The organism is uncultured Microbulbifer sp., assembly GCF_947489355.1.
Taxonomy (GTDB): Bacteria; Pseudomonadota; Gammaproteobacteria; order Pseudomonadales; family Cellvibrionaceae; genus Microbulbifer.
On sequence record NZ_CANLDD010000010.1, the window covers coordinates 40,623 to 64,321 of the forward strand.

A 23,699-nucleotide genomic window follows, 5' to 3' on the forward strand; every position below is an offset into this window, starting at 1 on the left:
CTGGCAGGCACGCGGGTTTACGGGGCCTAAAGGCGGTAAATGCCTTTGAGCCAGAGTGTGCGACCGGGTTCATTGACCCGGGTCAACTGTGGAAAGTTTGGAATTCTCGCGCCGGCGCGACTGACATGCTCAGCGTAGGTTTCATCCAGCAGGTTGTCGATGCCGGTGGTAATCAGCAGATTGGTGCTGGGTCGCCACCCGGCGTTTATCGACATCACATGGGCAGAATCGGTTGGTCCAAAATCCTGGCCGATAATACTGCCTTTGCCGATATCCACGCGATCCTGGCTGGTGACGGCCCGCCACAGAAAACCTGCGGACCATTGGGGTAGCTCGAAGTAGAGGCCCAGGCGCGCCTCCAGGGGAGGCAGTTGAGCCAGGGCGGTGTCGTCGGTGTCGTTGGCCCCGCGCACCGATGTGAGGGTGAATGTGGTGCGCCAGCTGTTCGCCAGTTGATAGCCGGCATCCAGCTCCAGTCCCCAGGAACGCGCCTGGATATTGCGCACCACCAGGGTGCTGCGGGTGTCTATGGCTACCCCCACAGGTGCTGGCCCGTGCATGGATGGCATGGGGTCCCTATCGACCGTGACCGCAGGCTTTTGGTAACCGGTCTGGATCATCAGGTAGTCGCGGATATCGTTGGCAAAAAAGGAGAGACTGGCGGAGGATTTTTCGCCGCGATAGAGAAAGCCGAAATCCAACTGGGTGGTTTTTTCCGCGCCTATATCCAGGGCACTGAAGGAGTCTTCGGCTTCATGTGTAAAGATCTCCCAGTAATCCGGCGAGCGCTCGCTGTAGCCCAATCCTGCAAACACGGTGGCCGATGTTGCGGGAGCGCTTTGCAGCGCGCGCTCGTAGCGCAGGAAGCCACTGTGCAGCAGTTCCGTGCGGGTGACACCCGCGGTGGGATTGCTTACCGAGGACATCATGGACAGCGAAATCGCCTTGCGCAGGTCGCGCACTTTCCAATCGTCCAGCCTGGCGCCGGCGATCCAGCGTTGGTCGGGGGACAATTGCCAGCTGGCTTCAGAAAAAACCCCCACTTGTGAGAACTCCGCATCGGCTTCCCTGTGCAACTGGCGGTAGTCCACCTTATTCTGATCCATGCTCATGCGGCTGGTGTGGCGGTTTTGGCGGGTGTCCAGGCCGGCCGTCAGTTCCACCGTGTTCAGGGGCGTGAACAGCAGGCTCAGTTTTGCGCCGGTGGATTCATTGTCCAGGTTCATGGCGATTGGCCTACCGGGCATAGCGGAAAGTACACGCAGGCTGTAGTTGTCCATAAGGTGGTCGATGTAAGTGAAGTAGCCCTGCACCTCGATGGTATTGAGCAAATCGCCGATACCGCTGCGGACATAGTTTGCCCTGTAGCTCTCCCGTGCAAATTGAGTACCGTCGAGCCCGCGATCGGCAAAAGCGGTCTCGCCATCGCTGAAAGTGCTGCCCAATTCCAGGCGGGTATCGTTATCCGGTGTCCAGGCCAGGCTGACCTTACCGTTCCAGCGCGTGTAATGGGAGTGGACACGATTGCCATCGCCGTCTTCATAATCGTTTGCTGAAGCGGTGGCTGCCGAGCTGCGCAGGGAAAATACGGGCGATTTATAAGCGATATCGAACAGGCCGTCACTGCGTTCGGCGCTGCCACCGAGCAGGCTCACGTGCATATCCCAGGCACTCTCGGCGGGGCGTTCCTGCAGTTGTTTGAACAACACCACACCCGTGGAATTGCCCGGTCCGTGCAGTACGGTCTGGGGACCCTTGATCACCTCGATCTCATCCAGGCTCTCGGGAAATAGATAGGCCGTGGGCGGGTCCATACGGCCGGAACCGCTGCCCACGATGGACTCGCCGTCCAGCAACAGCCCCAGGCGCGAACCGCCCATACCGCGCAACAGCGGATCGCCGCTGGTGCCGCCTTTGCGCACCACTGAAAATCCGGGGATGGTTTTCAAATAGTCAGCGCCATCGTTGGCGGGCAGCGGCTGGCGCGGCAGTTTGGGATCGGTGATCAGGTTGAGGGGCAGTTCGGTCCTGACACCTGTGACTACCATCTCCTCCATTTCATCCGCGTTGGCGAGGAGGCTGGTGGGGCAGGACCAGCCGGCAAGGAGGATGAGGCTGAGGGGAATCTGCAGGCGGGTTTTACCGTTCAGTGTATTGGCAGTTACTTTTTGGGTGATGTCTTTAGTCGATCTTGGCATGTTGACTTATCCGTTTTGGGGCGGCGCTTTCGGGCGCAGCCATACGCGCGTCGCCAGTCAATCAATGGCGCGCCGAGGTTCCCGGTCGGGCTAAAGAGCCAGCCGGGGCTTGTGCCTGGGAGGCGCTGGCGCATGGGTACAAAGTACCTGCTGCTGGGATATGCAGCGGTACAGCGCTCGGCGGCTCGGGGAATCACTACAACAGTACGGGTGCAGCGCATTGTGGAAAAGAAAAGGCTCAGTGGGGTGGGGCGCGGATAAGGGGGCGGTCAAACAGGTTGGACAGCACAACCTTGACATTGGGGACTGTGGGAGGGGTTGAGACCCCGCTGGGTACGACATCCAACACTGTGGCCGGGGCGCTGGCAACCCCGGCAACGGCGGAATAAATACAGTGATTGTCGGCAAAGGAGTGGGCGGTCAGCGCATCGTGATCATGTCCGCTGTGGTGGTGTTCGCGCGCAGGGTTTGCCAACGTATTGAGTAGCAGGGCACTGCGGCTGTCACCGTGACAGAGACCGTAAGGTGTCCCCGCGGCAAGGGCCGCAGGCATAAATCCCGTGGGTACCAGACCGCGAACGCTGAGAAAGACCCATAAAAGCAGCAGTGCCTGCCACCGGGGAAGGTGCGCACCGCTTTGAATGGTGTGTCTGGGACGCATAAATTACGCAGCTGTTTGGTGGGTGTCTATTTTTATTCCTCAACCCAAAGTGGCCACAGGGTGCTGGCCGGCGGGGGAACAATGCCACTGTCACCGCCGGGTTTTATCCCTGCCCGTGCAGGCATTGTTGTCTCATTCATTGCCCTGCGCCTGTTTGGCTTTGGGGTGAATCGCACCATGCGCTGCGGAAATAGTGTAGCCGAAAAATTTACTGGAAAAGCGATTTTATGCGGGCACTGATACCGTGGAAAAACTGGTGTTTGCTTTTCGCCCGGTCACCTGTGAGAAAGTTGATCTGGATCGATTGCCGCTTGCCCGTGAAACTGCGGTAGCCGTGCCAGCAATTATCGGTCACCTTAAAGGCGACCAGTGCGCCGGGGCCGGGCAGTAATTCATCGGCATAGTCTTCCATGTCATCACCGTTGCGCAGGATACGCAGCCGCCCTGTGGGTGACGGCCACGTCTCATTGAGATAGACCAGCACCGTGATCAGTTTGCTTTTGGAGTCGGTGTGGATGCGCCCATCCTTGGCCCGGGAATAACCGCGCAGGGTGGCCATCATCGGTTTGTCGGTGAGGTCCAGTTCAAATTTCTCCCCGAGAATTCGTCGCACCTCCGCGCTGTCGAACTGCTCCACAAAGCGGCGCAGTCGCGCGCTGATCTTTACATCTTCGATATTGAAGCTGCCGCCCTTGTGCAGTGCTGGAAAACTTCGGATCAGGGCGGAGGCTTCGTCCGGGGGCAGGGACTGTGCCAGATAAAAGTGCGGGAATGGGGCGGCTTTCACCTCGGCGGCATTTAGCCGGTCAATAGCGAGTTGGGACATGGTCGGGTGACTCTTCCTGTACTGTGGGACACTTCTTTTATACCGTCTCTATTATCTCCGAGATGGTACAGATTGCATTAATTTGTGTCACCTTCCGACGAGAGCCGCCCCATTAGAGCCTACCGCTGCGTTTTAAGCGCCAGTAGGCCTCGACCAGGGCCTGGTGCAGGCTTTCCGGGCGGGAGTCGACCACCAGGACGTTGTGTGCCTGCAGTTGTTGTAGCAGGCGCGCGCGTCTGTGCAAAAAATCCCTTGCCGCGGCGTAATCCACCGCACTGGCAAAATCGCCGATGCGTTGCTGTACCAGGCGGTCCACGGCGGTTTCCCGCAGGCTCGCCACCATCACCAGGTGGCTGCGGGTAAGCAGGCGGACCGCTGCGAGCAGTTCCACGCTGTCCTCGTCGCGCAGATTGGTAATCAGGATCACCAGGCTGCGGCGCTTGTGTTGGCCCAGCAATTGCTGGGCCGCACCACTGTAGTCCGCGCTGCCGGTTCCGGAGTGCAGGTCGTAGACATTATTCAACAGCAGGTTGATGGCGCTTTCACCTTTGACTGGCGGCAGCTGCCCTCCAGAGCTGTCCTGACCGGCAGCAAAGGCATGCAGGCCGACCGCATCTCCCTGTTTAATCGCCACATAGGCGGACAATAACAAACCGTTGAGGGCGTGGTCGAAATGGCTCAGTTCCCCGTCCTTGGCGCGCATGCGTCGACCGCAGTCGAGCATATAGATAATGTCCTGGTCGCGTTCGTCCTGGTATTCACGGCTGATTAATTTGCGCAGACGTGAACTGGCACGCCAGTCCACCTGGCGTTGGCTGTCACCCTGGCGGTACTCGCGCAGCTGGCGAAAGTCCATGCCCTCTCCGCGACGCTGCTGCTGGTGCAAGCCCAGCATGCGCAGGGTCTGCTCGGTGGAGAGCGCCTGCAGGGAAGAGATACCGAGAAAATTGGGGTAGACCTTTACCGATTGCGCCTGCCCCAGCCATACGCGGGTTTGCCACAGGCCCCAGGGGGAGTCGGCGAGGATCTCGATTCGACCGAAACTGGCACTGCCGCGGCGGTGTGGCACCAGGGTGTATTCAATAGACACTTCCTGTTCCGGCTGTAACTGTGCCCGGCGGGGCAATCCCGTGCTGGCCAGTTGCTGCGGCACACTGTCACAGACCGAGAGTTGCAGTATACGCGGACCACTGTTGCGGAGTTTCAGGCGGGCACTGTTGCGCACACCAAGCGCCAGGTTGCCCGGCAGCCGGCGTGTGCCCTCAAGGCCCGCAATCCGGCGACCGGTCAGGAAATCCAACAGTGCAGCGCCGATCAGCAAAGCCCCGCCGGTCCACCAGGCGGTCTCGATAAGTGCCGCGGCTGCGGGCAGCCAGATGCGCGCGCTACTGATTGCCAGGGCCGCCAGGCACCAGTAGCCGAGGAGTTTCACCAGGCGTCGACTGGGGCCAGGGCGGCCGTTTTGGATTGGAGTGATTTGCGCCTCAGTGGCCGCAGCGCTTTGGCTCACAGTCGCGGCGCCTCGACACCGTCGAGAATCTGTGCCAGGGCGCTGTCTGCGGTTTCACCGTCGATCTCCATATCCGGGGACAGGCTCACGCGGTGGCGCATTACCGGAATGGCCATGGCCTTGATATCGTCGGGCAGAACGAACTCGCGGCCCTGTAACAGGGCGCTGGCACGGGCCGCCTGCAGTAGGCCGATACTGGCGCGCGGGCCCGCAGGACTGCGCAGCTGGGTGGCTTCACGGGTGGCACGCACCAGCCGCACGGCGTAGTCCAACACCTGCTGGTCCAGGGCTACCCGGGGTACCAGGTCCTGCAACTGTTGCAGTTGCTCGATGCTTATTTCACCGGCTGATTTTTCCTGCAGATGCTGTTCGATGCGACCGCTGCTGGCGGCGGCAGCCAGTTGCAGCTCCGCCTCCAGGCTGGGGTAGTCGATCAGGACCTTGAGCAGGAAGCGGTCGAGTTCTGCCTCTGGTAGCGGGTAGGTGCCCTCCTGCTCGATGGGGTTCTGGGTGGCAAGTACCATGAAGGGACTGGGGACCGAGAGTGGATTGCCGTCGATAGTGACCTGCTTTTCCTGCATCACTTCCAGCAGGGCCGCCTGGGTTTTGGCCGGGGCACGGTTGATCTCGTCCGCCAGCAGCAGGTTGGTGAAGACCGGGCCGCGGCGTACCTCGAAACGGCTCTCGCCCATGTTGTACATGGCGTGACCGGTAACGTCCGCCGGCATCAGGTCCGGGGTAAACTGGATGCGGCGGAAGCTGCCGCCGAAACAATTGGCCAGGGTGCGCACCAACAGGGTTTTGCCGAGACCGGGCACACCCTCTAACAGTACATGGCCCGAGGCCAGCAGGGCCACCAGAACCTGGTCAACGACTGGCTCCTGGCCAATCAGCAGGCGGTTGATATTGTTGCGCAACAACTGCAATTGGGCGGAGGCGGCCTGCCAGTCCGGCGTGTCGCGGTGGGTTTGCTGTTCTGGTTGAAGGATGGTATCGCTCATAAGACTGCCTCGATTCGCTGCAGATTGCGCATGTGTTCAGTAAAGGTTTCTTCGCTGGCCGCCGGTGTTCCCCACAGGCTGGCGATGATGTCGTGTTCTCTGAGATCCGTTGCGGCACTGAGTCTCTCTGCCAGCTTTTGCCGGGCTGTGGCGTCGGCGTCAGTGGCGCGCAGGCGACGCAACAGCTCAGTGCGGTGACCGCGCAATAGCTGCTCGCACTGGTCATCGCGCCAGTAGTAGTGACCACAGGCGGAGATATGTTCCAGCAGGGATCGGCGCGCGGCTTCCGGTGCCGGTTGCAGCGGTCCGAATCGACGTGCGCGCAACAACAACCAGCCGAGCAAAGCCAGGGCGCCGGCGAGCAAGCACTCCGCGGCATATTTGCGCACCAGATAACTGAGCGACTCGAAACGCGGGCGGGTCAGGAAAACAAAGCCGCCGCTACCGGCCAGCAGTTGCAGGAAGTAGGCGTGATCGAAGTGGCCGATGCGATGTGATTGCCAGATCTCGCTATCGGTCAGCAGGGTAATGACGCCACTGCCACGTTCAAACTGCATAAAGGGCACGGCTTCGTCGTCGCGCCATACCCTGGCCCAGAATACCGGTGCATCGTCGACAGTATCGTCGTCGAGTCCAGGGTGGTAGAGCAGGTGGCTGGCATCGAAATGCAACTGGACCTCCACACCACTGTCCGTGGGTAGGTCGACCAGATCCTCCGGATCTACATCCGGGTTGCGGGGTTTCTCGTGAGCAGTTTCCCCTTCCTCTTCTGTGGAGGTGCCTTTATCTATTCTGCGGTTGTACTCGCGCAAAGCTTCACCGGGGCTCTGTTGCGGGGTCAGCTCGGCATCTTCACCGAGCAGTTGCTGCAAAGGGTGCTCGAAGAGGTACTCCCCGTGCCCTTCCATAATGGAGACATCCAGTGTTTCCAGCAGCCAGTCGCGCGCCTCGCTGCGCTGCTCCTCAACATCAAAGCGCTCAGTGTGTGCCACCACAATGGCATGGCCGCCACCCTGCACCCAGTCCAGCAGTTCCTCCACCCGCTGTGGGTTGTAGACCAGGGAAGAACTGGCGATATACAGGGTGGCGTCCGGGGAGAGCCCGTTTAATACGGAAATATTTTCTGCCTGGCGAGGTTCCAGCCCCACAGCAGCCAGGTATTGTTCCGCCGCCAGGAACAGATTGCGTCGCGCCTCCGGGCCCCAGCCGTGATCCCGCTCTTCGGTGTAGCGCTCGAAAAAGGTAAGAAAACCCCACACCATCAGTGCACAGAACAGCAGTGAGACGCCAATTAGCAGGCGTTTAACAGTCATTGCGGAATACCTCCTGCCACTCCTGGCACAGTGCGTTAATCCGCGCGTCGACCGGATTGCGATGGGCGTAGGCCAGTTGCTGCCAATCGGCGGTGAGCTGCTGCACAAACCGGCTTAACGGGGCCGTGACCGGGGGCAAACCCTCCCTGGGTTCCCGCTGGCGCCTGTGCACCAACCGGGCACACTCACTTTCGGTCAGGTGATCGCCGAAGTGAAACTGGAAGTCCTCAATCAAATGGGACAGGGTGGCGCGGTACAGCAGGCCGAGGCTGGCGCGCTTTTCGCCGGCCTGCCACAGGCGCTGTACTTCTGCGCACACATCGTCGGGCAGGCTCGACTGGCGGATATCGAGTCCAAACAGGGTTTCCGGGGCGGCAATTTTCGGCTTGGGTTTATACCGCCAGCGCAGACGTTCGAGGATTTTGTCGTGGTGACGCCAGCCCAAGTAGATCAGCCCTGCGATAACCCCAACCCATAACAGGATCTCGATTAACCGGGCAATGGCGGCTCCCCAGTTGGAATCGGAAGCATCATCGGTGTCCAAGGAGCGGTTAAACAGCCACTCGATAAATTTGATCAGCCATTCGGGAATTTTCTGTTCTTTGCTTTCCCACTCCTTCAGGCGCCAGCCGTTGATCTGCTCCATCCGGTGAAAGTCCTCGGCTGCGAGAATTTCATCGATGTGCTGCTGTGCCTGTTGTGGTGTTTCCAGCGAATCCGCCTTGACTTCCGGTGCCGGGGTGAGGGAGCCGAAGGCGAGGGCAAAAAACAGGAGTATTGAAACTGTGCCCGAGCCACCGGCGATGCCGTGCTGGCGCGGTTGCTGCTTGCGCTGGTGGCGTTCAGCCAGGTCGCGGAACTGGATTTCAATATCCCAGCCCTCCAACTCGATGCGCCGGCCGATATACAAACAGAAACCGCAGACGATATAAAACGGGGCCACTGCTGCCATGATAAACAGGTAGAGCACGTTGGAGGCCCACTCCAGCGCCAGGGTATCGCCCCTGAGGGTCGGCAGCCAATCGATATTGGCGGCCACCTGCTCGGGAATAAACAGGTAGATCAGGATAAATGCAGCGATCAGGAAGAATCCCTCCAGGTGAATCCCGGTCAGGGTCAGCCAGGTGGCGGCGCTGGCATGCTTGCGGTGCAGTAGGCCAATACGGGCGCTGCGCGCGGCGCCACTGGATTGCTCCAGCACGGTGACCGGCATATCAAAAGAACGGGTGGGGTTCAGGCGGCGCAGGGTAATCCAGGCCAGCCAGTCGCGGCGGTTTTGTTTGAAAAACTGCTTGAGCGCCGTGGGGGCGGATACTGGCATCCCGAACAGGACGCGGCTGATCATAAACAGTGGCAGTCGGTCAAACACCGGTTTGAACCACCAGACGGCAAACAGTGACCAACCGGGATGTTCGGGCAGCAGCCAGGCGAGGGGGGCCAGCACCAGGGCAGCCGGCAGCAGCCACACCAAAAACAGTGGCAGCCAGTATTGTCGTGCCAGGGCCGTGCCAAGGTCGATGGATTCCCAGGGCGAGCGCAGACGCGCACGCACGGTCAGGTTTTCAATTTTCACCGGTTACCTCCCCGCGCCCGGCCAGGGAGAAGTAAGCGAAAACCAGTAACCACAGCAGGCCGCCGACACCGAGTTTGATACTGATCGGAGTAGCAGCGCTGGATGACCAGAAGGCCTCAAGGAAGGCGGCAATCACCAGCATCAGGAAAGTGCCATACAAGATTTTCATCGCCTCGATACTGGCCAGGCGCAGGGCTACCGAACGGCGGTGTTGCCCCGGGTCCACCAGCGAGCGCCCAAGTAACAGGCCGGCAGCACCGGCTAAAACGATGGCGGTTAGCTCAAAGGCGCCGTGGCCAATCACAAACGGATATAACGTGAAAACAAAACCCACCCGCGTAATATGGCCAAAAACCGCCCCGAGATAGACGCCATTGAAAACCAGGAAAAAAATCGAGCCAAGGCCAAACAGGATGCCACCGGCAAAAGTGCGGAAAGCGATACCGATATTGTTCTTGATATAGAAGCCAAACATGGCCAGGTCGGTGTCCGAGCCGCGCTCGCGGCCCAGGACGCGGTTGCCGGGGTCGTACATGGACTCCAGTGAGAGCACGTCCTTCGGCGACATCACAGCATAAACCAGTGCGTCGTTATTGTAGGTGCCGATCCCCATCACCAGAGCCGGCAGCAGGAACAGGGCGCTGGCCAGTGCCACAGTGCGGCCGTTGGCCCGCACCGCCTGGGGAAAGCCTGCCAGCAGGTAGTGCAACCAGCCCCTGCGCCGCAGGGTCTGCTGGCGGTAGACCCGGTGGTGGGCCGCCATCACCAGTTGGTTGAGGTGGTCGATCAGGCGGCTGGTGTATTGCCGCTCCTTGGCCACCGCCAGTTGTTGGCACAGGTTGCGATAGGCTGCGGGCAGGTCCAGTGTGGCCGCGTCCACGTTTTTTCCAGCCCCCTTTAGCCAGGCATCTAACTGTGCCCAGCTATCGCGGTAGCGGTTTTCGAAATCTCTCTGTCGCATAAATCGTTAGTCTCGGCCACCCAATAGCCAACTGGCCACCGAGCGCAGATAACCCAGCGCGGCGCTGTCTCTCTTTTGGGTAATGGGCTCGAGTAAATTGGCCAGTTCCTGTTGGCGCGCTTCACTGAGGTCGTTGTGGCGCTCAAACAGGCTGATCAGGGCCTGCTGGTCCTGTTGTTTCAGGTTGCGCGGCGGCGGCAGTGGGGTGCTGTCCGGCAGGGTGACCGGCGCTTTGTCTGCCTCCCGGTAGACCACCAGGGTGCCTGCGGCCAGGTCGCCGAGGCGCTGGAAGTGCCGCCCGAGGGTCATGGCGATCACGCCGGTGGCATAGGCGAAGGGCAGGAAGTCGGCAAAGCGCAGTAGGTTGCGCACTAGGGAGGCCCCCCAGGCAATGGGGGTCAGGTTGTCATTCACCACCATCAGGCCGAAGGCTTTTTTCCCCGGTGTCTGGCCACCGCGCAACACTTCAAAGAACACCGGGTAGAACCACTCCAGCAGGAAGGAGCAGACCAGCCAGATGCCGATGCCGGCGGTATCGGCAAAAGCCAGGCCAATGCCGAGCGCTGCGAGTATCAGGGTGCGATACAGCACATCCACCGCGTAGGCGAGGATGCGCGGAACAGGCCCCGCAGCCCGCGCATGCAGATCGATTCCCTCGGGGGTTTCGACGTTATAGGTGGTATCCAGCAAGCCACCGCTCCTGTCAGGTCGAATGGATTATGCCCCGTGGGGGCCGCCAAAAACTTTACGGTAGGCGACGCCAATCGCGATAAAGATGAGCGGCAGGGCCCAGATCGTACCTATGAACACTGCTAAGAAGCCGGCGAGTACAATCAAAAGGGCTAAGATCAAAAAGCCAAGGAAGCTAAACCAGTTCTTTGTAACGGCCTTGCGCGAGGCTTCCAAGGCCTGCCAGGGCCCCAGGTTTTGATCGACTACCAGGGGGATGGCAAATATATAGGCAACCATCAGGTAGATCCCTGGGATGACAAGCAGGATAAATCCGATAAGAATAAAGAGGCCCATCAAGAAATTGACAATAACCAGAGGGATAATCTTGTCGAAATAGGCCAGTACCTCTGTGCCGGAAGTTTCTTCCCCTCGGGCAATCTTTATTCCGATCATCGTCAATCCGGCGGCGAGGGGAAGCCCTATAATCGTTGTGATAAGGTTGTATATGAGCCCTTGGGTGATAGAGGCATCACCTTCCGCTGTGAAAACCCCAGTGATGAAGCCTGCAACTGCAGTGATGACAAGGAGTGCAACCATATATAACAGCATGCCCAGCCAGATTGTACGCTTTTTACCCTTTGAAAGACGCCAGCCCTCACTGATGGTCTCGCCGATGGAAAATGAATAATCCCCGGCAATCCCCTTTTCAATAGAGCCGAAATCGCCGCGCTCTTCCCCCGTGGTCAGTTCCGCTTGGGGGGCTTTATACATATCGCTCATGCTGATGAATATCCTCGTTATGTCTTTAATGATGGAGCTTGTAGAGATCCCAGTACGAATATCTCACAGCCGGGAACGTGGAACAATGTCGCGCCAGCACATCGGCGGGTTGTAGCAGTTCTCAATCCGTTCATGGGAGTGAACAATCACCAGCATGGGGTCCTTCACTTGGATAGCCCCAACAATGACCAAAGGTCATGATGAAGCGCGGTTAAATAATAACCAGTCAGGGCATTTGAAGAGCTTACCCTAAAGAGAAATTCTACGATAAATCAGCGCAGAACGCTGTGAAAAGGCTGCTATAAACCGAACAACCCATTGGCCGGCCCGGTGAATAGAGATGGAGGCTTTGGGCGCAGGGGGGGTAGAATGAGCGGCGATAACGCTAACGAGAATAAAGGAAAGACGCCGTGAAAAAACTGTTTCTGCCCCTGGCCACGGGCGTTTCGCTGCTGGCCGCCCATTCGGTCGCTTTTGGTAGTGATCCCCAACAGCTATTGCGAGCTACCGAGCCCAGGGTGATCGAATGGCGCCGTCACCTGCACCGGAATCCGGAGTTGGGCAACCGCGAGTTTGAAACGGCAAAATACATCGAAAGGCACCTCCAATCCCTGGGCATGGAAACAGAGAGCGGGGTGGCCCACACCGGTGTTATCGGCCTGTTAAAGGGGGGCAAGCCCGGCCCTACCGTGGCGCTGCGCGCGGATATGGATGCGCTGCCGGTCACCGAGAGAACGGATGTTCCCTTCGCTTCCAATGCGCGTAGCACCTATCAGGGCAGGGACGTGGGCGTGATGCACGCCTGTGGTCACGACACCCATGTGGCGATGCTGATGGGTGCCGCCGAAGTCCTGGCCAATCTTCGCGATCAGCTTGCCGGTAATGTATTGTTTATTTTCCAGCCCGCCGAAGAGGGTGCGCCGGATGGCGAGGAAGGCGGGGCCGAGCTGATGTTGAAAGAGGGCCTGTTCAAAAAATACAAACCGGATGTGGCTTTCGGCCAGCACGTGACCTCTTCTCTGCCCGCGGGTGTTTTTGGGTACCGCTCGGGCCCGCTAATGGCCGCCGCTGACGAATTCCGCATTACCATTACCGGCCGTCAGACCCATGGTTCGCGCCCCTGGGGCGGGGTTGACCCCATTGTTGCCGCCGCGCAGGTGGTGATGGGTACCCAGGCTATTGTCAGCCGCCAGATCGACATCACCAAGGAACCGGCGGTGATTTCCTACGGCCGGATCGACGGTGGCGTGCGCAACAATATTATTCCCGACAGCGTGTACTTAAACGGCACCATCCGTAATTTCGACATGGATAGCCGCGCGGAAATTTTCAAGCGCCTGAAAACCACCGCTGAACTGATTGCGGAGAGTTCCGGAGCCGTGGCCAAAGTGGACATCCTTGAAGGGTATCCGGTGACGATAAACAATGCAGAACTCACGCAAATGGCTCTGCCGGTGCTCAGGTCCGTGGCTGGTGAAAAAAAGGTGATTGAGGTTCCCAAAATTACCGGTGCGGAAGACTTTTCCTACTTTGCCAATGCAGTGCCCGGCTTTTTCTATTTTCTCGGCATAACCCCGCAAGGTGAAGACCCGAGCAAGGCCCCCAGCAATCATTCACCCTTGTTTTATGTGGAGGAAAGCGCACTGCGCCAGGGCACTGAAGCGCTGACCCTGCTGACCCTGGATTATATGGCGAACTATCGCAAGCAGTAATAAAAGGGTCTTTTGAATGGTAGGTTGGAAAAACAGGTTAAACCCCCTAGACCACTACGGAGAGGTCGATTCCAACTTGCCGAGCTGCTGGATCACTGCCTCCCTGATGGGGCCTCTTGCGCTCATGACTCTCGCATCGTAATTAATGGGATAGGGTTTGAAGCCGTAATTTTTGTCCTGGCAGTGTTTATCAAAAAAGTGCGAAGCCTAGGGGCAGCTGACCACTTTTTTAGCCCTATTCAGAAATGTAATGACAAGTAATTCTGGCGGTTTATTTAAGCGGGTCGATGGGGATTTGGCTCGCGGTTTCAGGGACACAAACTCCTAATAAGTGTTAGAGCATCACATCATGGAGACAACAATATGGTACAAGGTGAATGCAACTGCGGAGCGGTAAGCTTTACAGTTGATGCCGGGATCTCTGACGTTTTTGTCTGCCACTGTTCTATTTGCAGACGCTCTACAGGTAGCGGTGGTATAGCGGTGGCAGTGGTAGCGAATAAAACCTTCGCCTGGATCAAAGGACAAGACCAAATAAGCTACTGGTCAAAGCCGGGGCACGAATGGCACACGTATTTTTGTCAAGTTTGTGGCACTGCTGTTCCAGGAGAAAACGATACAGAAAGTATGTATTTACCCGTTGGAACATTGACTTCGGGTTGTGAGAATCTGCGGGTTGCCCATCACTTGTATGTGCATTCAAAAGCTTCGTGGGAGGAAATTGGTGACTCAGGAAAGCAACATATCGAGAATTATGAGGCCGAAGTGTAGAAGAAATAATGAATGCGTATGGGTAGGCATATAACAGTGGATGGCGCAATCACAGCCATTGGCTGGGCTGGATGCCCGACGCTGCGTTTCCAGCCAGTTGTCAATACAGGCGTTATAATTTGTGGGGTGATTTTGAACAGCAAGTTTAATAAGAGAGCTTTTATCAGATGGAAGGTCTATATTGACCGCTCTAAGATGTACATTGGATATGTGCAATTCTTAATGATTATATTTGTGTTTATCAAATCATTGGGTGACAACCCGTTGAGTCATTTTGTTTTTAAAAATCCTATCTTATCAGTGCCAATAATACTGATTGTTTTTGTGTGTTTTTCACTGGTGCTGGGATATTTGGATTCAAAATTTGGGTTTAGGGAAGAAGAGATTAGAAACCATTCTAAATCCAACCCGGTATTGATGGATATTCAAAAGTCTATTGATGAGCTAAGTGCAAAAGTTGGTGATGGATACACCAGCAACAAGTGATAGTCGGGCAAAGGTGGGATATCAGTCCGCCTTCCTTTTACCACCGTACTTGCGGGCCCACTCATGGCGGTGGATTGTCACACGCCCTTTGGGTGGTGAAGTGTCATTCAGTTATCCCCTCTAAAACAAGCCTTGAATGCCCGCGAAATGGCTTGCTGATGCCCGGGTATGCCGCAAATGGCTACGCAGTTGGTGGGACATTCACTTGGTGTCGTCTAAAACTGCAGATTGATTGCAGTCTTTGCAAAAAGCGCATACCGTAGGTCTGGCGCCCAGCCGCTTCACCGGCGCAGTCAAAGCATAATAAACAGATAAACCATACCGCAACGATCATTATTTATCCCGCGAGCGCCCTGTAACCGCAGCGCTCGCGGGTAATCGATCAACAAAACACCCAAACAAAGAAGGACCACACCATGACCGCGTAAATGAGAGAAAACGCCACCCCCCGATGTTAGCAGCACCGAGAGATGGCTAACCCCAATAGATAAATTGGTATCTAGCGAGGCTGTCTTGAATGATACGTCATACACTCGTTCGTCTTCAATCAACGTCTCCCTGAAGGCGAGCTTTTCGAGTCACTTTCGCCCCAGGCGGCGGAGCGTGCTGTGGCGTTGCGTGATGATTGGTGTGATTTTTTACTTCAGCCGCGCACCGCCTCCCTGGCTGCGCGCCCTTCCTGCAAGTTTCCCTTTTCTTTTCCTCACAAGGATCGCACCTGCGGCGAGAGAAACCGCGCAAAGCGATGTGCTTTTTCTGCACCTTTCCGCCACAGGTGACTCAAGGAGCCTATAAAGATGCCTATATTACCCTGTCGATTATTTCAGCCGCTGCACCTGGGTGGGTATTTTATTATCACCCCGGTCGCGATCAAAGATAAGGTTGTGGATCTGCACATTGCGCCCGGCAAGGGTAACCGGGTGATACGGGCCGTGCGTTTACTGCAACTGTTGGAAGAAGCCTGGGCGCTGGAGGAGGACTCATCCGATAAGCCTCCAGCCATCCTCAGGCCATTCAAGCACCGCCCCAATAAAAAGACGTAGCGCTGAGCGGGCTCCTCGAAAGCCTGTGCAGCCCGGAACAGTACCGCAAACGCTTACCTTCCTGTGCTGTCACTGTGGGGAGGTAAGCGCAAGCCTGTGAGCTTCCGTTCCGCTCTGGTGCCGCTGTAGGTGCGCAAGGCTCGATCGCCGAACGCGGCGCTGCCATCGCTGTACTGGGAAGGTGTGTCAACGGGCGAGAGGGAGGAGGCCCTGATGATACGCCTCTCTGAATAGCGGTGCAGTTTCACAGGTGATATAACCAGATACGAACCGGAATTTCGGACACCGTGACCGCTATTTTTGAGAAGCGAGTGGCTTCTCCTAAAATGTGAATAATTCCAATGGGTTACATTCATTGTTCATTTTTGGGATACTGGTCGTAGTGACCATTATCCCAGGTGGTTCGATAGTGCTAAATTGTCGTATCAAATTGATTCACAGTAATTTTTTAATAGTTTGGCGTGAAAAGAATCCAGAAATATTGGCCATGGTGATCAGTATACAAATGTTAAAAGCCATGAAAACTATCGCAGTATTTATCCTGCTTGCTCTATCTTCTAGCGCCTTATCAGACCAGGCACTTTCAACGGCCGTCAGATCTCTATTAGAATCAGGCAGTACAGATAGCTTCGTTCACGTCGGCAACAGCACACAGTCAGAATTCAACAAACGGCGAAGTATTGGCTCGTCATGCACCCTCAGCATTCTAGAAGGTGATGCCAAACAACCAATAGGTGATGGCAGCGCTAGCAATCATGCTCTCATTACCTGCCCTGGCTTTAGAGCTCTTGGCATTCGCATAAAGCCTGAACAATCAGGCAAATACCATATATTGGGTTACTGGTCCCAGTAAGCTTTTAACAAGTTGCTACATCCGACCGCCTATACTCCACTCGCTTTGTGCTGTACGCTACGCTAGCACAAAGCGGCTCCATTCCGGCTGCGGCTGAGCAAGGCATTATGAGTAAAAATGAAAAAATACGCATCAATTTTCTTGCTATTAATCATCTTTGAGGCTTCAGCAGATTCAGGTCCTGTATTGAATTTCTCTAGGATGGTTAGAGGCGGAGAGGAAATATACAAAAGCCAAGATTACGAAGAGTGCATGATAATAAAAATAGAAGGTGATTTCGATAATGATGGCGACCACGACTTTCTTTTGTCTACTAGGTGCCCCTACGGTGACTATGGTAGGTGGGGGAATGCGGGTGGTACATGGCAAGTATATTTTAACCGTGTTGGTGGCTATAAAAATACGCAATCTATTTTCTTTCATCCATTAGCTTTCCGAATATCTGCAACAGGAAAAGGCGAGGAGTTTAAGCTTGAATATTATCATCGAATGAATTGCTGTGAGGGTAATTTTATATCAGAAATAATAGGTTTTGATCGCAGAGAAAGAATATCGAATCAAATCTATAAAGATGTCAATGTGAAAGGTAGTGATGGGTATAATAGATATGAAATATTATTTGGAGTTGAGTATTTTCTAAAACCCAAATTTTGTTCAATTAAAAATATAGAGAGTCGTCAATGCAAATGGAAAGACGGTTACTACTAAACTTCATAAAAAAATACAGTACCTCAGCCACTACGATGTATGGACCTCCACAAGCTTTGCTTGTTCCGGCCCGTGTGCTTTGCGTTATGTGCCTGAGCCAGAGAGACTGAAGATTAACAATTAGTGGTCACTTCAGAAGAGAGTCAAAGGTGATGCTGTGGCTATTTCTAGCTTCGTTTATCATTGGTTTACTTGTTGCAATACTCTTCCCAAACTTTAAAGTTTCATTCCAATAGGATAACTGTCTAGATTCAGGTGGCAGCTTTGATTATGAGCTATGCCCACGTGACCAACCACCCGTATAAGGAAAACCACCAGTGCAAGTAAAAAAACATGACAAGAGCCGGCACGATCAAAAATGCTGCACATTTTTTGGATCTCAGCGGCAAAGATGGCATCCTGACCCCGCTGATCAAACAGCTTACCGAAGCAGCTATGAGCGCGGAGCTGGAGGAGCACCTCGCCGGCGAGGGCAAGCCCAACCGCAAACATGGTCATACATCCAAAACCATGAAAAGTCTGGCGGACAGCTTCGAGTTACAGACAACGCGGGACCGCGCTGGCACCTTCGAGTCACAGATCGTCAAGAAGCATCAAACCCAGCTTACCGACGAGCTGGAGCGCAAGATCATCGCCCTGTTCATCCTCAGGTGGCGTTCGTGCCCTGAGGGTCTGGGTATTGCGACCCGTTTGACGGGGTGGGGCTGGGAGTAGCCCTCAACCAGGGCTCGGCGTAGCGCGGGCCAGAGTGACTTTATCCACTGGGGATAGTCTTCGATGGAGATACCATCGACACCAGTGGCGCCTTTGTTCCGACACACTTGCTTCCAGGCAGTACGCAGGTTCTCCGGCGCCAGTACCTGCGCATACAGATTACTCTACAAAGCTGGGAACAAATCACTGCCGCTATGGGATTGACCGTCGTTTGTCGGCTCGCAGGTTTGCGCTCGGGCCTCCTCCAGACAACCCCTCGCGGGGTTGTCCTTGCCGTTGGCTAGTAGTTATGATCACCGGTAATCCGGTGATCAGGCTCTCCTACAGAGGACTTTCACCTCATTAGTTCATGCCCATGCTGGGCGTACACAAGCGCTGCACCCGACTCCGGCGGTATCCCGCCTCCGCGGGTGAGTTTGGAGTTAGGCGAACAAGAAATATGAAATACTTTTTAATCTTAACATCAATACTTTCGATAAATTCTTATGCGGCAAGCTTTGATTGCTCTAAAGCTTCTACAAAAATTGAGCACGCAATATGCTCAAATACTCAATTGAGCGAATTGGATGATAAATTGTCTGCTTCTTTTTCCGGTTTGAAGGTCCAGCTAGAGAAAAGCGATTTTCAAATACTTTTAAGAGAGCAAAGAAAGTGGATTAAACAAAGAGCTAATTCTTGTGAAGGTAGTAAAAGAATAAATAAATGTTTGGTTCGGACTTACGAAAATAGACTAAATACACTTGATATATTTTCGATGAAAAAGTTACCACCTCTAACTGACTTGGATGCTATCTGCTCCGGTAAATCTAAAAGAAACACTGTAAATGAAAAATTATTTGATATAAATAATGATGGAGCAAATGAAGTGGCAGAACAATGCAGGGGAGGAACAATGAACAACCCCTGTATGAATTTTAAAGATTTAAATGGTGAGAGGATATCGCTTAGAACAATAGGATTTGAATGGAATACATATTGGACTCGCTATTCGAGTTACTTTGAATACAACGGTAAAGTTTACAACTCTCATGAAACTGACAAAGGCCCTTCACATATACGATATACAACACCAGAAAACCATAGCTATGTAGTATGTGAATTTGAGAATATAGAATCAGAAAAATTTCACCCAACACAGGAATCTTCAGTAAGCAGTGATATTTGTTCTTTAGCAGGTGATAAAAAGCTTCAATATATATCTTTAAATGACAAGCCACAGATAACTCGCAAGCAGATCAGGGAGGTAGGGAGATATGAGACAGGTATAGAAAGACAAGGGTATTTAGATGTCAATAATGATGGGGGTATGGAGCTTGTCGCTCAGGTAGACTATGCGAGTGGTGCCGGCAGGGGATGTGATTTCCTATATTATGATGAGCTAAATATTGAGGATGGAACCTTTAAAAATACCAAGGGGCAAACTCCCCTATTAAAAATGCAAGGAGTCAATTTGGATTATAGACACCCTAATTGTGGAGGCATGAACAATAGCCTGTTTAGGCATGATGGTAAAATTTACTATGAGATAAACACGCGTAAGGAACATCGGATATCCATATTAGAAGGGGACCAAATAAGGAATATTTGTGATGTTAAGAGATCTGTGGAAACAAATGTTAAATACATCGGCCCGCCTAACAAATAAGGATAGGTTGCGCTTGCCGCAACATATCTGGTTGTTGAACAAGCCTGGCCAGCTCTACTTATGTAAATAAATTGAAGGGGAATTGGTTTCGGAAGGCCGACGTGAGTTTTGGTAATTTTTTACGGGCGAGCAAGAGCCTCGCCCCACAAGCGATTGCAAAATTCGTTGTCACATAGAGTGTTGGCTCCTTTGCCTAAGGCCCGTTAATCCTCGCGCTGGTGTCGTCCGTGCACTAACCGTTTTTATCCAGGTTGGGGTTTTCGAGGGTAAATACCCGTCATCCGCATAGGGCTGCGGCAGTGAGGGCAAGGCAAGCTCGCGGATATCTGCTTCGGTGGCGCCCGCCTTTGTACATTCAGCACCCGCTGCAGAATGCGCATAGCCGCTTTCACGTTGCCATGTAAGTACCCGTAGTCTCGTGCACGGCGAAAGCCCTTTGGCAAACGGCGTTGCAGGATCAGTCTGATAAACTGCTCGCCGGTTACTGTACAGGTTTTCCATTGATCGGTTTTGGCATCGCGGTAGCGAAAGGCCACGTTGCAACCGTTATCGGACAAAATGTTGGTATGACTAATGACGCCACGATACAGATAAGGGCAAACTCATGCGGAAGCAGGTGAGAATGGAGGTCTGGTAGCGCCGTTCGCGGGTACCGTTGATCAACCGCTCCAGCTCTTTGAAAGTCAGCACATCGGGAAGGCGTCTCTCTTGAGGGGGTCTGATAATATATACCCACTGCCAGTCGCGCTTACGCTTACTAGTAAAGCAGGAGGGAAGAATGCCCCTCTGCCAGGATCGTATGAGGCATGGATGCCGATTACGAGCGTACAGGGAGGTATTCACAGCGTGTCCTGGGAGAGGGGTATTCTTTCCTTCCGACCCGGTAGTAAGTACGTGCTTGTAAAAGAACTGAAGGCCATTGCGATCTCCCTCTGCCGTTGGCCAGGAGTGAGTACTGATGAGTGGCTCGAAATAGTCCTCAAGCTGCCTTTGGGCGAGAGTGTCGGGCGGGCTGTCAAAGTACTCGCAGACGCGCCGTATGGCATGGCTGTATAGATTCAATGGTCGATTCGGCTTTGCCCTGGCGTTTGAGTGCGCTAAGATGTTTTCGCTACAGTGAATCGAATCGTTTCTGCTGTGCTTTGTTCATAAAGATATTCCTCTGGTTGTCGTTCTCGGGGGTGAGTACGTGGAGGAATTATCTTTATTTCAGCGGAGTTACCTTTGCCGCGTAGTGGCTTCGTTCAACAAGCATCAGCACGAGCGCTCGCGACAAACGCGGACTCGGCGTTACATGGTATGACTAAGCATCTAGTGAAATTCAATGAAGATGGATTCATCGTTGTCCCAGATATAGTTTCTATCTCTGAGGTACACGAAATCAGTTTACGCTGTAAGGACTTACAATTTCATAGGGCCGGGACGCGCAACCTGCTTAATCATAATTGGATTCAGGCGCTGTCTCTGCGTATTTCTCTTCATCCAATAATTAGTCGTCTTCTGCCCTCAAAAGCAAAGTCAGTACAGTGTACCTACTTTCATAAGTCCAAGGACAAAAACTGGCTTGTTCCCCTGCATAGAGACACCAGCATTCCAGTGAAAGTCAAGTTCGAGGCGCCCGACTGGGACGGCTGGAGCAAAAAGGAGGGGGTTTGGTTTGCAAAGCCGCCTGAGGAAGTGCTGCGAAACCTGGTGGCCGTACGCGTCCACCTTGAGAGAAACACGATCGAAAATGGAGCGCTTCAGGTAATCCCGGGATCACATCGACACGACGAAGTTGCAAATAATCGCACTACCTGTGACATACCATCTGGGGGCGCATTGGTAATGCACCCATTAATTCTTCATTCTTCCTCGAAGTTGAGTTCAGGGCGTCGAAGAGTACTACATTTTCTCTATGCACCACCTACTTTACCGGCTCCAGCGGAGTGGGCGCATGCCATGTAACCAGTCTATGGTGCATCAGCTCAGCAAGCTGGACTTGGACCTCCATTCTGCGCTTTCGGCGCTCCATTACGGTCGCACAGTAAAAGTATTATGTGTAGGGGGAGAATGTGAGTAATTCTGATTTAGAGCATAAGTTCGAGCTATCCTCGGGACATTCTTGTCAGCTGTTGCGAATCCGAAAGGATTTAATTCCAAATTACTATATTTTAGCTTTTTCTAAAACACAGGGAGAACCAACTCCTGAAGAAGTTACAGAAATGTTAAAGTTAGGTACTTTTCATGCGCAAAAATTAGCAGAAGAAGTTGTCGGTGACCCTGAAGCCTTTACAGTTTTATATAGTGGATATAGCGCTAGACGTGAAAAAGGCTGGCACGTGCATATTGTTTTGTTGGGAAGCCGGTGGAAGAAAGCTTGGCTTTATATGATTTTATCTGGCAAGAACCTCTCTCAAGCATTTGGTTTGCGTAAAGATGATGCTCCAGGAATTAAATAATGGAGGAATCAAAGTGGCTGGAATTAATGGAAAGATTAGGCTTCGATTCAAATATTGAAACCTATTTAAAATTGCAGTCTCATTATGATAAAAAGCATCGCCATTATCATAATTCCAGCCACATAAATGCCACATTAAAGAATTTAGAGCAAGTTAAGCATCTGGCAAATGACTATAATGCCTTGGAAATTGCCCTTTGGTTTCATGATGCTATCTACAAAGTTTTTTCATCAGGCAATGAGTTAAATAGCGCTAATTGGGCGTCTCAGTTTCTGAAGATAAATAAGGCTCAAGATAATTTTATAGAAAATGTGCATCGATTAATTATGGCAACTCTACATAATACAGTATTCTATGACAATGATGAAAGGCTTATTGTAGATATTGATCTATCGATTCTGGGAAGTCATGGTGAACTTTATAATAAGTTTGAGCTATGGGTGGGGAGGGAGTACAAGCTCATTCCCGGTTTCATATATAAGAAAAAGCGCAAAAAAATCTTAGAAGGCTTTCTGGCTAGAAAGAGAATATACTCCCATGAATATTTCTTTGAAAAGTTTGAGGAGTCAGCAAGAAAAAATATAAGAAATACTATTGATAGTTTATAAATCATATCCGAAGCGCTGTAATCGGACCCTGCAAACTGCCACACTTTTTGCTCAAAAACCCCGCCAGCTTGTTGCGCAGTTGAGTTGTGCGTTATACGCACTGAGAGATGCCTTCTTTAACAGAGGCATAGATGAAAAACAAGAAAAGTTAGCCAGACGGTCTTACCGCCGCTATTGTAGCGCGATTATAGATAGCCACGTCGTCGCCATTGTGCGGGGCGCCATACGAACCCCCGCACAATGGGCAGTGGTAGACCATTGCCCCCTTATTCCCCGCTGTCATTGCGTAGCCTGTGGTGTAACTTGATCGGCGGGGCCTGCTGCTTCTTGCTGCGCAGGCGCAGGTTGAGCATCTCCACCATCATGGAGAAAGCCATGGCAAAGTAAATATACCCTTTGGGTACATGCACATCAAAGCCTTCCACCACCAGGGTCAGACCCACCATAATCAGAAAGGCCAGCGCCAGTATCTTTACCGTTGGGTGCCGATCAACAAAATCACCGATGGGTTTGGCCGCAACCAGCATCACAGCAACGGCCAGGACAATGGCAACCGCCATAATGGAAATCTCATCTACCAGTCCCACCGCGGTAATGACCGAATCCAGGGAGAAGACAATATCCAGAAGTGCAATCTGCAACAGGACTATGCCGAAGCCGGCGCTGCCCAGAGTCGCGGCGTCCGTCTCTGCCCCTTCAAGGCTATTGTGGATTTCGTGGGTCGCCTTGCCTATCAGGAACAGGCCACCCCCAATCAAAATGATATCGCGCCCGGATATTTCCATTCCAAACAGGCTAAACAGGGGTTCTACCAACCCCATGATCCAGACGATGGAGAACAGCAGGGCCAAGCGGGTGACCATCGCCAGGGTCAGGCCAATAAAGCGCGCGAATTCCCGCTGCTTGGCCGGCAGCCGACCGACGAGAATGGAGATAAAGATAATGTTGTCGATGCCCAGTACTATCTCCAACGCGGACAGGGTGGCCAGCGCAATCCAGGCCTCCGGGTTGACTACCCACTCGAACATAAAAGTGTTCCTTTTTTTGAATGCGGATATTGTGTCACTGTTAACTTTGTCGGCGACCAGCTTAGCACAGCGCAGGGAAATGCCGCAGCAAACACAATTTGGCCCAAATGCCAGAGGGGGCGGCAGTGCTGCCTAGAGGCTCGGCTCTTTCAAAAACGATAACAAAGGGGAGGGAGCAGGTAACCGGTTTGTTGG

24 protein-coding genes and 1 pseudogene are annotated in these 23,699 nt (G+C 53.6%); 12 read left to right on the forward strand and 13 right to left on the reverse strand.

What is annotated here, in order from left to right:
• Positions 1 to 26: 26 nt before the first annotated feature.
• Positions 27 to 2,198, reverse strand: a complete 2,172-nt coding sequence (locus tag Q1A48_RS06665) for a TonB-dependent receptor (RefSeq protein ID WP_299942668.1) — start codon at positions 2,196 to 2,198, stop codon at positions 27 to 29.
• A gap of 132 nt (positions 2,199 to 2,330) precedes the next feature.
• Between Q1A48_RS06665 and Q1A48_RS06670 the strand changes: the two genes are divergently transcribed.
• Positions 2,331 to 2,459 (forward strand): hypothetical protein, encoded by a 129-nt coding sequence (locus Q1A48_RS06670; protein ID WP_299942670.1) that lies wholly within the window; start codon positions 2,331 to 2,333, stop codon positions 2,457 to 2,459.
• On the opposite strand, the gene Q1A48_RS06675 is transcribed toward Q1A48_RS06670, so the two are convergent.
• From Q1A48_RS06675 to Q1A48_RS06715, 9 genes are all read right to left on the reverse strand, one after another.
• Complete coding sequence (locus Q1A48_RS06675) at positions 2,437 to 2,859, reverse strand: hypothetical protein (protein WP_299942672.1); 423 nt, start codon at positions 2,857 to 2,859, stop codon at positions 2,437 to 2,439. The genes Q1A48_RS06670 and Q1A48_RS06675 overlap by 23 nt on opposite strands.
• Before the next feature lie 208 nt (positions 2,860 to 3,067).
• The gene (locus Q1A48_RS06680) at positions 3,068 to 3,685 is read right to left on the reverse strand and encodes a 2OG-Fe(II) oxygenase (protein WP_299942674.1); all 618 of its coding nucleotides are present in this window, start codon (positions 3,683 to 3,685) and stop codon (positions 3,068 to 3,070) included.
• A 112-nt stretch (positions 3,686 to 3,797) separates the two neighbouring features.
• On the reverse strand, positions 3,798 to 5,195 hold the full coding sequence (locus Q1A48_RS06685) for a DUF58 domain-containing protein (protein ID WP_299942676.1): 1,398 nt from the start codon (positions 5,193 to 5,195) through the stop codon (positions 3,798 to 3,800).
• A complete protein-coding gene (locus Q1A48_RS06690; protein WP_299942678.1) occupies positions 5,192 to 6,196 on the reverse strand; it encodes a MoxR family ATPase in 1,005 nt (334 codons plus the stop codon). The genes Q1A48_RS06685 and Q1A48_RS06690 overlap by 4 nt, the downstream gene beginning before the upstream one ends.
• On the reverse strand, positions 6,193 to 7,509 hold the full coding sequence (locus tag Q1A48_RS06695; protein ID WP_299942680.1) for a DUF4350 domain-containing protein: 1,317 nt from the start codon (positions 7,507 to 7,509) through the stop codon (positions 6,193 to 6,195). Before Q1A48_RS06695 ends, Q1A48_RS06690 begins: the two co-directional genes overlap by 4 nt.
• Positions 7,499 to 9,082 carry a hypothetical protein gene (locus Q1A48_RS06700; protein ID WP_299942682.1) on the reverse strand — a complete coding sequence of 528 codons (1,584 nt, stop codon included), beginning with the start codon at positions 9,080 to 9,082 and terminating at the stop codon, positions 7,499 to 7,501. The genes Q1A48_RS06695 and Q1A48_RS06700 overlap by 11 nt, the downstream gene beginning before the upstream one ends.
• A complete protein-coding gene (locus Q1A48_RS06705) occupies positions 9,072 to 10,043 on the reverse strand; it encodes a stage II sporulation protein M (RefSeq protein WP_299942684.1) in 972 nt (323 codons plus the stop codon). Before Q1A48_RS06705 ends, Q1A48_RS06700 begins: the two co-directional genes overlap by 11 nt.
• A 6-nt stretch (positions 10,044 to 10,049) precedes the next feature.
• On the reverse strand, positions 10,050 to 10,733 hold the full coding sequence (locus Q1A48_RS06710) for an RDD family protein (RefSeq protein WP_299942686.1): 684 nt from the start codon (positions 10,731 to 10,733) through the stop codon (positions 10,050 to 10,052).
• Positions 10,734 to 10,760: 27 nt separating this feature from the next.
• Positions 10,761 to 11,495: a hypothetical protein gene (locus tag Q1A48_RS06715; protein ID WP_299942688.1), complete on the reverse strand. Its 735-nt coding sequence runs from the start codon at positions 11,493 to 11,495 to the stop codon at positions 10,761 to 10,763.
• 410 nt (positions 11,496 to 11,905) lie between these two features.
• On the opposite strand from Q1A48_RS06715, the gene Q1A48_RS06720 reads away from it, so the two are divergent.
• The 8 genes and pseudogenes from Q1A48_RS06720 to Q1A48_RS06755 all read left to right on the forward strand — a co-directional run bounded on the left by Q1A48_RS06720 (position 11,906) and on the right by Q1A48_RS06755 (position 19,427).
• Positions 11,906 to 13,207 carry an amidohydrolase gene (locus Q1A48_RS06720; protein ID WP_299942690.1) on the forward strand — a complete coding sequence of 434 codons (1,302 nt, stop codon included), beginning with the start codon at positions 11,906 to 11,908 and terminating at the stop codon, positions 13,205 to 13,207.
• Positions 13,208 to 13,570: 363 nt separating this feature from the next.
• Complete coding sequence (locus Q1A48_RS06725) at positions 13,571 to 13,978, forward strand: GFA family protein (RefSeq protein WP_299942692.1); 408 nt, start codon at positions 13,571 to 13,573, stop codon at positions 13,976 to 13,978.
• 36 nt (positions 13,979 to 14,014) lie between these two features.
• Positions 14,015 to 14,464, forward strand: coding sequence for a hypothetical protein (locus Q1A48_RS06730; RefSeq protein ID WP_299942693.1), 450 nt, complete (start codon positions 14,015 to 14,017; stop codon positions 14,462 to 14,464).
• Positions 14,465 to 15,261: 797 nt separating this feature from the next.
• Positions 15,262 to 15,507, forward strand: coding sequence for a hypothetical protein (locus Q1A48_RS06735; RefSeq protein WP_299942695.1), 246 nt, complete (start codon positions 15,262 to 15,264; stop codon positions 15,505 to 15,507).
• A 382-nt stretch (positions 15,508 to 15,889) separates the two neighbouring features.
• Positions 15,890 to 16,360: a hypothetical protein gene (locus tag Q1A48_RS06740; RefSeq protein ID WP_299942697.1), complete on the forward strand. Its 471-nt coding sequence runs from the start codon at positions 15,890 to 15,892 to the stop codon at positions 16,358 to 16,360.
• A gap of 117 nt (positions 16,361 to 16,477) precedes the next feature.
• On the forward strand, positions 16,478 to 17,068 hold the full coding sequence (locus Q1A48_RS06745; RefSeq protein ID WP_299942699.1) for a hypothetical protein: 591 nt from the start codon (positions 16,478 to 16,480) through the stop codon (positions 17,066 to 17,068).
• 333 nt (positions 17,069 to 17,401) lie between these two features.
• A pseudogene (locus tag Q1A48_RS06750) lies at positions 17,402 to 17,716 on the forward strand (transposase); the annotation flags it as partial.
• 505 nt (positions 17,717 to 18,221) lie between these two features.
• Positions 18,222 to 19,427, forward strand: a complete 1,206-nt coding sequence (locus Q1A48_RS06755; protein WP_299942701.1) for a lysozyme inhibitor LprI family protein — start codon at positions 18,222 to 18,224, stop codon at positions 19,425 to 19,427.
• A 242-nt stretch (positions 19,428 to 19,669) separates the two neighbouring features.
• Here Q1A48_RS06755 and Q1A48_RS21760 read toward each other — a convergent pair whose 3' ends face one another.
• A complete protein-coding gene (locus tag Q1A48_RS21760; protein WP_366523388.1) occupies positions 19,670 to 20,017 on the reverse strand; it encodes a transposase in 348 nt (115 codons plus the stop codon).
• Positions 19,998 to 20,549 (reverse strand): phage integrase N-terminal SAM-like domain-containing protein, encoded by a 552-nt coding sequence (locus Q1A48_RS21765; protein WP_366523389.1) that lies wholly within the window; start codon positions 20,547 to 20,549, stop codon positions 19,998 to 20,000. Before Q1A48_RS21765 ends, Q1A48_RS21760 begins: the two co-directional genes overlap by 20 nt.
• 177 nt (positions 20,550 to 20,726) lie before the next feature.
• Between Q1A48_RS21765 and Q1A48_RS21770 the strand changes: the two genes are divergently transcribed.
• The 3 genes from Q1A48_RS21770 to Q1A48_RS06765 all read left to right on the forward strand — a co-directional run bounded on the left by Q1A48_RS21770 (position 20,727) and on the right by Q1A48_RS06765 (position 22,476).
• Positions 20,727 to 21,374 carry a phytanoyl-CoA dioxygenase family protein gene (locus Q1A48_RS21770; RefSeq protein WP_366523386.1) on the forward strand — a complete coding sequence of 216 codons (648 nt, stop codon included), beginning with the start codon at positions 20,727 to 20,729 and terminating at the stop codon, positions 21,372 to 21,374.
• 107 nt (positions 21,375 to 21,481) lie between these two features.
• Positions 21,482 to 21,868 (forward strand): hypothetical protein, encoded by a 387-nt coding sequence (locus Q1A48_RS06760; protein WP_299942704.1) that lies wholly within the window; start codon positions 21,482 to 21,484, stop codon positions 21,866 to 21,868.
• On the forward strand, positions 21,868 to 22,476 hold the full coding sequence (locus Q1A48_RS06765; protein ID WP_299942706.1) for a hypothetical protein: 609 nt from the start codon (positions 21,868 to 21,870) through the stop codon (positions 22,474 to 22,476). Before Q1A48_RS06760 ends, Q1A48_RS06765 begins: the two co-directional genes overlap by 1 nt.
• A 266-nt stretch (positions 22,477 to 22,742) precedes the next feature.
• On the opposite strand, the gene Q1A48_RS06770 is transcribed toward Q1A48_RS06765, so the two are convergent.
• The gene (locus Q1A48_RS06770) at positions 22,743 to 23,504 is read right to left on the reverse strand and encodes a TerC family protein (RefSeq protein WP_299942708.1); all 762 of its coding nucleotides are present in this window, start codon (positions 23,502 to 23,504) and stop codon (positions 22,743 to 22,745) included.
• Positions 23,505 to 23,699 lie beyond the last annotated feature (195 nt).